The organism is Vibrio minamisatsumaniensis (genome assembly GCF_050337445.1).
Taxonomy (GTDB): domain Bacteria; phylum Pseudomonadota; class Gammaproteobacteria; order Enterobacterales; family Vibrionaceae; genus Vibrio; species Vibrio artabrorum.
Window position 1 is genome coordinate 43,840 of the sequence record NZ_JAKJSY010000041.1, and the last position, 10,484, is coordinate 54,323.

The 10,484-nt window shown below is 43.7% G+C and carries 7 protein-coding genes; 2 read left to right on the top strand and 5 right to left on the bottom strand.

The window, feature by feature from the left end:
* Positions 1–106 precede the first annotated feature (106 nt).
* Complete coding sequence (locus L4B77_RS10900) at positions 107–703, bottom strand: VOC family protein (protein WP_261837776.1); 597 nt, start codon at positions 701–703, stop codon at positions 107–109.
* A 349-nt stretch (positions 704–1,052) separates the two neighbouring features.
* On the opposite strand from L4B77_RS10900, the gene argS reads away from it, so the two are divergent.
* Both argS and L4B77_RS10910 read left to right on the top strand, forming a co-directional pair.
* Positions 1,053–2,786 (top strand): arginine--tRNA ligase, encoded by a 1,734-nt coding sequence (gene argS, locus L4B77_RS10905; protein WP_261837777.1) that lies wholly within the window; start codon positions 1,053–1,055, stop codon positions 2,784–2,786.
* 283 nt (positions 2,787–3,069) lie between these two features.
* Positions 3,070–3,498 carry an HIT family protein gene (locus L4B77_RS10910; RefSeq protein WP_372041352.1) on the top strand — a complete coding sequence of 143 codons (429 nt, stop codon included), beginning with the start codon at positions 3,070–3,072 and terminating at the stop codon, positions 3,496–3,498.
* 133 nt (positions 3,499–3,631) lie between these two features.
* Here the strand turns inward: L4B77_RS10910 and L4B77_RS10915 are convergent, their stop codons facing one another.
* The 4 genes from L4B77_RS10915 to L4B77_RS10930 all read right to left on the bottom strand — a co-directional run bounded on the left by L4B77_RS10915 (position 3,632) and on the right by L4B77_RS10930 (position 10,371).
* Positions 3,632–3,862: a FeoC-like transcriptional regulator gene (locus L4B77_RS10915; RefSeq protein WP_429750388.1), complete on the bottom strand. Its 231-nt coding sequence runs from the start codon at positions 3,860–3,862 to the stop codon at positions 3,632–3,634.
* Positions 3,859–6,132 (bottom strand): Fe(2+) transporter permease subunit FeoB, encoded by a 2,274-nt coding sequence (gene feoB, locus L4B77_RS10920; RefSeq protein ID WP_429750390.1) that lies wholly within the window; start codon positions 6,130–6,132, stop codon positions 3,859–3,861. Before feoB ends, L4B77_RS10915 begins: the two co-directional genes overlap by 4 nt.
* Before the next feature lies 1 nt (position 6,133).
* On the bottom strand, positions 6,134–6,355 hold the full coding sequence (locus L4B77_RS10925) for a FeoA family protein (protein ID WP_261837781.1): 222 nt from the start codon (positions 6,353–6,355) through the stop codon (positions 6,134–6,136).
* A 665-nt stretch (positions 6,356–7,020) separates the two neighbouring features.
* Positions 7,021–10,371 (bottom strand): AraC family transcriptional regulator, encoded by a 3,351-nt coding sequence (locus L4B77_RS10930; protein ID WP_261837782.1) that lies wholly within the window; start codon positions 10,369–10,371, stop codon positions 7,021–7,023.
* Positions 10,372–10,484: the final 113 nt, after the last annotated feature.

Consider the following 10,484-nt stretch of genomic DNA (forward strand, 5'->3'; position numbering starts at 1 on the left):
CTCTCAGTCTCCAAAGAGAAACTCTGGCAAACACTCTCGAACACCCCGTCATTCCGACGAACCTAGGCGAGATCAGGAATCTATTGTCAGCAACTATCTACTCAAATTAAGCCTGTTCTGATTCCACAATCTTCTTCAAAGAGTGTGGGTGCAACTTGATGCAAATCCCTTGATGTTTAAAAGCCACAGTTGGGTTATTCAAACGTTCACCCTCGCCTTTTGGGCTAGAGAGTTTGATCTTAACGCCTTGCTCAGCCAGTGTTTCAAAGTTAGCAGCGAACTGCGGGTAAGTTTCTTTAAGATCCGCTAGGTACTCATCAGCCGTTTGAGCGTGAGACGGAATCACAAACTCAATGTGTTCCCAATCTTGGCTTGGGTAAATTTTACCTTCTGCAGGGTATGGCAACTCTAAGCATTCAATTTTCCAGCCAAGGCTTTGCAACGGTTCATCGAAAGCCAACACCACAATTGGACGACCATTGATCATCGCCTCTGAAATCGTAGAGCCATAATCAGACCATGCTTGATGCGCAGATTTCGCGAGCTCAGTGTCATTGATTCTTAGCGCAATATGATCCGCTTGAGCAAAGCTTAAATCCAAACCTAATCTATTTCCTAGGTTCTCAATCTTTGCCATAAAGATATCAAGGCGGGCGATCATTTGTTGTGGTTCTAGTTCAGCTTGCTTCAGGCTCATCATCATTGTCTGTGTTCTCCAAATAATGGCTGCATGTTATCAGTTTTGTCCTTAGCAACAAGCGTTGCTTTAGCAAAAAGTTACTGAATAGATACGCAGTCTTAGTCTTCTAAATAGGTAAAGTTAGCTAGGTAAAAGTCGTCGAGCAAAAACCTCTCAGGAAATGTCAATTTTCTATCAATTCGACCTATAAGAAGCCTCACAAAATTGGTATGATTAACTCCATTTTTGTGAACTTAAACAGAGTCTGTTGCTCATTTCGGCATTAAATCGTTAGCTAGAAGCATAATTAACCAATTTAGTCGCCACGAAATAACGCCCCACTCTTATCATCCTTGAATTGAAGGAAACGCGCGTGAATATCCAAGCACTTATTAATGACAAAGTATCTCAGGCTCTAGAAGCCGCTGGCGCACCTGCAGGCTCTCCTGCCGCTGTTCGCCAATCTGCAAAACCACAATTTGGTGACTACCAAGCAAACGGCGTTATGGGTGTTGCTAAACGACTGGGCACTAACCCTCGAGAATTTGCTCAAAAAGTATTGGACGTTCTAAACCTAGACGGTATCGCTTCTAAAGTTGAAATCGCAGGTCCAGGTTTCCTAAACATTTTCCTTGATGAAGCTTTTTTAGCACAGCAAGCAGACACAGCACTTTCTGATTCTCGCCTTGGTGTCACTCTTGCTGAAACACAAACGATTGTTGCGGATTATTCTGCGCCAAACGTTGCCAAAGAGATGCACGTTGGTCACCTACGTTCAACCATCATCGGTGATGCGGTAGTTCGTACTCTTGAGTTCCTAGGCCACAACGTTATCCGTGCTAACCACATCGGTGACTGGGGTACTCAATTTGGTATGCTTATCGCAAACCTTGAGCGCGTTCAAGCTGAGTCTGGCGAAGTTTCAATGGAGCTTGCTGACCTTGAAGGCTTCTACCGTGAATCTAAAAAGCTGTACGATGAAGACGAAGAATTCGCCGTTAAAGCACGTGGCTACGTTGTTAAACTGCAAAGCGGCGACGAGTTCTGCGCAGAGATGTGGAAGAAGCTGGTTGACGTTACGATGATTCAAAACCAACGTAATTACGACCGTCTAAACGTGTCTCTTACTCGTGATGATGTAATGGGTGAAAGTATGTACAACAACATGCTACCTGCCATTATTGCCGATCTGAAAGCGCAAGGTATTGCCGAAGAAGATGATGGCGCACAAGTTGTGTTCCTCGATGAATACAAAAACAAAGATGGCGACCCAATGGGTGTTATCATCCAGAAACGTGACGGCGGCTTCCTTTACACAACAACGGATATTGCTTGTGCAAAATACCGTTTTGAAGAACTGGGCGCAGACCGCGTACTGTACTTTATCGACTCACGTCAACACCAACACCTAATGCAAGCTTGGTCTATCGTTCGTAAAGCGGGTTATGTCCCAGAATCTGTTTCTCTAGAACATCACGCGTTCGGCATGATGCTAGGGAAAGATGGTAAACCCTTCAAGACTCGTGCTGGCGGTACTGTTCGTCTTGCTGATCTTCTTGATGAAGCCGAAGTTCGTGCTGCGCAGCTGATCGAATCGAAGAACCCAGAACTCGCAGAAGACGAAAAGAAAGCGATCGCTAACACCGTAGCGATGGCATCAGTTAAGTACGCAGACCTTTCAAAGCACCGTACAACGGACTACGTGTTCGATTGGGACAATATGCTTGCGTTCGAAGGTAACACTGCACCCTACATGCAATACGCATACACTCGTGTTGCTTCAATCTTTGCTAAAGCGGGCATTTCGATGGACTCGCTTGAAGGTGAAATCAAAATCACTGAAGAGAAAGAGAAAGCACTTATTGCTAAGCTTCTGCAATTTGAAGAAGCCGTACAGTCTGTTGCTCGCGAAGGTCAACCACACATCATGTGTAGCTACCTGTTCGAACTTGCTGGCCAGTTCTCTAGCTTCTACGAAGCGTGCCCTATCCTAGTTGCTGAAGATGAAACGGTGAAACAAAGCCGTCTGAAACTCGCAGCACTGACAGCTAAGACTATCAAGCAAGGTCTATCGCTTCTAGGTATCGACACGCTAGAACGCATGTAAGCGATTCGAAGTTCGAGAAAATTAGAAAGGTTGGTGTGAAAGCGCCAACCTTTTATTGTCTCTGGAGGTTCGATTATCTATGCAACTCACCGTCCGACTCAATAAGCGATCTGCGACTATATTCCTTCGTCGCTCTAAGAGATGACGAAACATATTTCTACCCGACCATCATACCCTACAGTGAGGCACTAACGTGGTCGGAATCTGCTGATTAAGAACGTAAGCCCTAGCCACATTCCACCTCCAACCTTATACTCATGTAAAACAATTAATTGGAAAGATCATGAGCTTCGAACTTCACCCGCAACTTGCGAAAGACACCACACTTATCGGCGAATTTCCACTGAGCTTGGCTCTGCTACACAAAGATAACGCTGTGCCTTGGGTTATCTTGGTACCAAAACGTGCCGACCTCAAAGAGTTGCACCACTTACCCATGAAAGAGCAACAACAGTTCCTACATGAATCTCAGGCGGTAAGCCAAGCACTTGAAGCCACGTTCCAACCAGACAAATTGAACCTTGGTGCGCTGGGTAATATGGTGCCACAACTGCACATCCACCATATAGCACGCTTCAAAGACGATATCGCATGGCCAGGTCCAGTATGGGGTAATACCAAAGGCGAGCAGCGCAGTGAAGAAGAGCAAACCACTATCCTAACTCGTATACAAAATGTTCTGTCACTGAGTTCTATCTTCAAAAAAGCGTAATTCGAACTCATCACATTACGCTTTAAAACAAGATCGTTGAGAAAAAGCACATAACAAAAAGCCGCTCTACAATCGTTGAGCGGCTTTTAATGTTCTACTCTCGCTATTTTCAACGAGTATACAAAACTCTGAACTACATCATCACGTTAAGAGACAGACCCTCTTGTTTGCTGATGGTGTAACGTATACGGGTGGTATGCCCATGTTTGTTAGTATCAACCAAACGCGAGATTTTGCCTTTCTTGACCCACACATTCAGCATTGCATCGACGCCGTCTTCACTCAGACCAAATTTTGCAGCGAGTTCTTTACGCGCTGCGACGCCTCGGTTATCAATGTATTGATGAAGTTCAGTTAAGATCATACCACTTGCACCTCTAATACTTGTTGCTTACGGCCGACTTTCTTAAAGACTCGATAAGTCAGTACAAAACCTCCGGCAATCGCTACCATCCATACCGCGCTGCTGATAGGGTGAACTGCGAAATTTGCCGCTTGGTAATAGAAGGTCGCACCGAAATAGCCAAGCGCCATCGTCCAAACCGCAATGAAACGTGCAAAAGTCTGACCAAATTCACGAACATAAGCCCCCATCGCTGCCACACAAGGCGTGTAAAGCAAGATAAGAATCAAGTAAGCGAATGCCGCATGACCAGATACAAACTTGTCTTTCAAGTTGCCAAAGATAGAGGTATCCACTTCTTGGTCAGCTGCCACAGAGCTAGAGTCAGACAAGTCGCCAACTTCAATACCTAATGGATCTGAGTAGCTCAAACCAGCTAGGTTTTCAGGGATCGTCATGACTGCTTCGTGTAGGCTTGCTGCTAAGTCAAACTCAGCCGCCTCTTCGTCAGAAGGCGTTGTGTATAAGCTGTTTAGCGTACCAACAACGGCTTCTTTGGCGAAGATCCCCGTAATGATACCAACCGTGGCAGGCCAGTTCTCTTCAGTAATACCAATCGGTTGAAAGACAGGTGTCACTATTTGAGCTGCCTTAGATAGCACAGAGTTTTCACTGTCTTCATTACCAAAGCTACCGTCCATACCGAGAGAGTTTAGGAAGCTAAGAATAGCCACAACCATCACGATGGTTTTACCTGCGCCAAGTACGAAACGCTTCAGTTTCTGCCATGTTTTTAGCATCACGTTTTGCACGGTTGGCAATTCGTAATCCGGCATTTCCATGACCAAGCTATCACTGCTACCAGGATAGATGGTTTTTTTAAGGAACAGACCCGTGAACACAGAAGCAACGATACCCATGATGTAAAGAGCAAACACCACGTTTTGTCCAGAACTAGGGAAAAACGCGGCTGCGAACAGTGCGTATACCGGTAAACGAGCACCACATGACATAAACGGTGCCATCGATGCTGCCAGTTTGCGCTCACGTTCTTGATCAAGAGTACGCGTTGCCATGATGGAAGGTACATTACAGCCAAAACCAAGTACCAAAGGTACAAACGCTTTGCCTGGTAAGCCAATCTTTTGCATCACTTTATCAAGTACAAAGGCAGCGCGAGCCATGTAACCCGAGCTTTCTAAAACCGCTAAGAACAAGTAAAGCGCTGAGATAACAGGAATAAAGGTCGCGACCGTTTGGATACCACCACCAATACCGTCAGCCAGTATCGTTACGAACCAAACTGGTAAGTGACCGTCTAGTAAGTGATGACCACCGTCAACCAATAGCGCACCGACACCAATATCAAAGAAATCGATGAACGCGCTACCAATGTTAATGGAGAACATAAACATCAGATACATAATGACGAAGAAGAAAGGAATCCCCACCCATTTATTAAGAATGAATTGGTCTGCCTTTTCAGTAAAGTTCCGGCTGAGCTTTCCTTCACTGCGACGAACACGTTTACAAAGATCATGCAAGAAAGTGTATTTCGCATCAGCAACAGCAAGGTCGATATCAAATTCAGCCCCAAGACGCACGCCATCAATTTGAGTACGAGTTTGCGGAGCCAGCCCGTTCAATACCAAGTAATCATTTTCTAAAGCACGAATCGCGAGCGCTCGAGGAGAAACATCCGCTTCCTCAAACTGTACTTCAACAGAAGGAATCAGTGCTTCTAACGCGGGATCATAATCAATAGAAATAGGAGCAAGGCTCACACCTTGAACTAACAGCTTATGTAAGCGTTCTTTAAAGCGAACTACTTGACCTTTGTCGTTTGCAGACAAACTTAGAACAGGACAACCTAACTCTTTCTCTAGCGCTTTAAGATTAATCACCTGACGTTCACGCTTTAATACATCCATTTTATTCAATACTACGATCATTGGACGCCCCAACTCTCGCAATTGCAATGTCATGTATAAGCTACGTTCCAAACAACTCGCATCAACCACATTGATGATAACGTCGGCAGGATGAGTCAGTACCGCACGCGAGGCAATAGATTCATCAATGCTGTTTGCATCATTGCCACTATCTAGTGCGTAGATGCCCGGTAAATCCGTTAGCTGAAATTGATCTCCCGCATGTGAGTAAACACCGATCTTCTTTTCTACGGTGACACCAACCCAGTTACCCACGTGCTGTTTAGCGCCAGTCAGTGCATTAAATAATGTTGTTTTACCACTATTCGGGTTACCAACGGTTAAAACTTGATAATCCATTTTAGATAACCTCGATTTGTTCTGCGATACTTTCACGAATGGCGATAGAAACGCCTCTCACCTCAACTTGCAGCGGGTCACCCATAGGTGCGCGACGGATAAGTGTCACCTCGGTTTTTGGCAACAAACCCATGACCATTAGTTTTTTTCTAACCTCTGGTGTTAGGCCTGTAAGTGCAACAATAGAAGCCGCTTTGCCTTGCTCTAGTTGTGAGAGTTTCATAAACACCCAATTCGTGATTGATAATGAGAAAGATTGTTATTAACACGCATAATACACAGATATACTCACAATTCCATTGTGTGAAATCAATTTTTTCGAAAATATACACTCGTAAGTTTCGTTAAAAACATTTACGTCAAAAACGTTACTTTTAACAATCGCCTCGTTTAGTTCGATCATGACAACCATCCAAAACTAAAAATAAACAATAAATATCAGCAACTTATAAAGTTGTCGCTTTTATTACAGGCATCTGGCGTTAATTTTATAAGTAAAATAAGTAGCTGGCCGTATAGTTATCTCATCGAAGAGAAATCCCTTCTCTTTAATTTTATTCCAGAGGTGATGTGGCTTGCCATATCACTCCGGCAGCAAGCGAAGGTGTCCTTGGCACCCGTGGTATAGTCCCCCCGGCTATACCACGACATTTTTTTTCTTTTATTCCCGACTTCACCATCCAAACAATCTTTAAACTCTCAGCTTACCCTCTCGTATCTCGTATCTCGTATCTCGTATCTCGTATCTCGTATCTCGTATCTCGTATCTCGTATCTCGTATCTCGTATCTCGTATCTCGTATCTCGTAGAATCATAAAAAAGCCCCAACACGAATGTCGAGGCCAATAGTTTTATTTTAGGCTTATACAGGAATGAACCCCGTCCTAATTAGTCTTCGTTGTTTTCCGCAAACTTAGAAGGAGGCATTCCAAAATGATGCTTAAATCGTTGGCTAAAATAGGAGGGGTCATTAAAGCCTGAATCAAATGCGACGTCTGACACTTTTTCTCCAGCCAACAATCTTTCACAAGCATGCTCCAGACGAACTTCGCTAAGGTGCTCTTTAAATGTCTTATCGTAAGCAGATTTGAAACGCCGTTGTAAGCTTCTCTCAGACATAAACAAATACTTTGCCGCGATAGCGGTACCAAACTCAGCATCAGCATAATGCTCACTGACAAGCTGCGACACTTTATTCTTCCATTCTTGCTCCGCACTGAGCTTTTGTTGTTCTGGCGTTGATGCTGCTATGTGAATAGTTTTAATCTGTTCTATCGTACTCGATTCGATGTTATCCAATGCCTGATACTTAATCGGCCAAGAAAGCTGAACCTTGTTCTGTGAATCAGAAACAAATGCGTTAAGTTCACCACCACTTTGATTCATCAATAAAGGTAATTTTTCGATATTGAGATCCGTCGACTTTCCATTCCCCTCATTTATTGATGAAGCCAGTTTAGGGAAAGGCATTCCATGATCAAGAAGGGTAACGACTAAATGTTCTTTCACCTCTTCAACCAATACCACCATACTCTGTGACTTAAAATTTCTCTTAATAACACTCGCAACCAAGCTATTGAAAATAATATCCAAGTTGAAATATAACAACGATACATGCCTATGATTAGTTTCAACTTTAATATCAAGCTCAATCCCGGCTTTGACCAATTCACCTTTCCAAGCCTTGAGCACAGATTCCAAAATTAAGATCACATCACAACACACGGTTCCTGATCCCTCTTGGCTATTACTCAGTTGAGCCAGCCCGCTTTTCAATGTCAAGATTGGTGACCGACTGGGGTCATCATTCCAACTGGGCATCATCGCGGCAATATGGGAGACCTCATCGGAAAGTGCTTTAGCGGTGTGGGCGACCAACGCATTTTTAACGGATAGTTGCTTTTTAAGTTGTTGGTTCGTCGTCAATAAGATACGACTTTGGTGGCTCAATTGGTCCGTTTTTAATGCGACTTGCGCTTTTAAGTGTCGGTTAGCAAAAGTGACATAACGCGACCGCCAAAAAACAAGAACCATCACTAAACCGGTCAACATAATAAGCAAGCTAGCCACCGCCCAGCGAGTCAAATACCAAGGTTCAGCAATAGAAAACTGTTGAGTGGTCGCCGCAAATCGATACTGGGCGTCATTCATCGGTTTTACTTCGAGTGTATAGTCACCTGGCAGTAAATGATCCAATGTTAATAACCCGCCCTCAAACTCACTCCAAGCCTCGTCATGGTTAAGCCTATACTCCATCGCCGGTGCAAATGTGGCAGGCAGAGTTCCGAGCTTAAAGCCAATGGATGAGCCGTAAGGAATCGCTTCTAAATCAACCGTTGCCCCACCAAGAGACACGGTCTGTTGATTAACACTTATCTGACTAAGCAATGCTCGACTATGTGGTATTTGGGACTCTAATAACTCATGCGATAAGGCCGTAACGACTCCATATTTTGAGCCTAAAACCAGCGTTGAGGATTGCTTTTCCTCACTGTAAAACCGTGCGCATGCTCCCGACACCAACTCATTAGTGATCAGGCCAAATGGCGAACCGATGTGTTTCTGCAGTTGACCATCTAAGCCGTAGTAACTAAGACCTTTTGACGATCCTAACCAAACGCCGTTATCATCACTTATCAAGCAATTTGGACTAATATTGGCCTCAATGAGAGCAATCTCTTCAATCGCATGAGTATTATAAGGGATGCGATAAACACCATAACTCCCCGCGAACCATTGCGATCCATCTTTGGCTGTTACAATATCGACAACTTTACCAAATCGCTCACTCGAACGGATAAAGCTAATTCTCTTATCAACAAAAGCGTAAAATCCGTGATCAGTACCAATATAGACACGACCTTGCAAACCAATATTGATACCCGTAATTTTCGCTGGCAAAAATTTATCCACTAACCAATCGGTTCCAAAAGTGGTCAAAGCCATGGTATCGAGCGACAATGAATAAAGACTCTGTCCAGAACTAAACCAAAGTACGTTATCGGCTTGCAGCGCAAAGTTCTCAATGTGGAGACCTTCAATGGCTCTGGGTAACCGGATTGATTCCATAGCTAACGTTTTGATATTAAAAATAATAATACCATTTTCGGTTGCTAACCAAATGGAAGAGCCTATCACTTCAAAGTCCTTCACAGGCTTAGAATAAACACGAACTGGGTTTTCACTGCTTTGAGCGTCGACTAAATACAAGCCCGTAGAGGAAGCGACCCAAGAACGACTACTGCTGATAGGCTTTATCTTATTTATCAATATATTGCTGGCATTCATTCCCTTTCCAATGATCGATTTTCTAGAGAACCTATTGCTGTACAAAGAGAAATATCGGATACCATTATTCGTTGCGATCCACATTCCACCAGCGTGATCATTGACCAACGAATATATTTTCTCACCCGGCAAGGAGAATTTTTGATTCGCGACTTGTTCAAACCGTGTAACCTGCCCCGTAATAAAATTGTAACTAATCAGTCCATGCTCCGTCCCAATCCAGTATTGCTCGGCCGTTTCAGCAACAGACAGTACATTCGAACCTTGCACATAAGTCTCTTTATCTGGATTTTCAAGATCAACAATAACCGCACCATTTAACGTGCCGATGACAAGTTCATGTCTTGTTTTTGAAAAGTAGACCGTCTCAATCGGTTTTTTCTTTGAGGCGGCGATATGAGTAAACTCTTGATTCTCAGAGATATAAACTCCCGAGCTTGTCGCTAACACCCATTTTGACAACACCTTTTCCGCATCATTGACCACAATGTCACTGCTGTTGTTGTATCGATATAATTTAAGTAATGAGTAGGTGGAAAACTCTAAGGACTGGGTATCATAAGTATAAAAATTACTGCCATCTGTTACCCATATATAATCACCCGATACACCGATATTAGCGATCTCGGCACCCGGGCTTAAACTGAACGCGAGTTCATTACCAATACCCGGATTGTGTCTATACACCTCATTATCGAAATAACTCCAAAACTCACCGTTAAGAAACGCCACTTTTTCTGAAGGAAACTGCAGAAGACTGCCCTTACGAGGCAACAAGGTACGACCATCGTAAAATAGCACTTTGCCATGCACATCGTGGATCCAAAGCCCACCGCCGGTACCCAGGTATAAATTTTTTGCCGCAAGGAAATTCCCTTGCGCTTGAACGGGCAAAGGATAAAAAACAGAGGGTGATGTATTTACCGCAAGAACGCTAAATGAAATGCTCATTAACATGAACATTCTGAAGATAATTTGATACAACTTTTAATCCTGAACAGCAACAACACATGACATTTAGGTAACAAGTATGTCTAAACATCGTTTAAAGCAAAGTAGAGTTT

Excerpts from the sequence above, each read along its gene's own strand:
- L4B77_RS10900 (WP_261837776.1), bottom strand. The coding sequence starts at position 703 with ATGATGATGAGCCTGAAGCAAGCTGAACTAGAACCACAACAAATGATC.
- L4B77_RS10910 (WP_372041352.1), top strand. The coding sequence starts at position 3,070 with ATGAGCTTCGAACTTCACCCGCAACTTGCGAAAGACACCACACTTATC.
- L4B77_RS10915 (WP_429750388.1), bottom strand. The coding sequence starts at position 3,862 with ATGATCTTAACTGAACTTCATCAATACATTGATAACCGAGGCGTCGCA.
- feoB (WP_429750390.1), bottom strand. The coding sequence starts at position 6,132 with ATGGATTATCAAGTTTTAACCGTTGGTAACCCGAATAGTGGTAAAACA.
- L4B77_RS10925 (WP_261837781.1), bottom strand. The coding sequence starts at position 6,355 with ATGAAACTCTCACAACTAGAGCAAGGCAAAGCGGCTTCTATTGTTGCA.
- L4B77_RS10930 (WP_261837782.1), bottom strand. The coding sequence starts at position 10,371 with ATGAGCATTTCATTTAGCGTTCTTGCGGTAAATACATCACCCTCTGTT.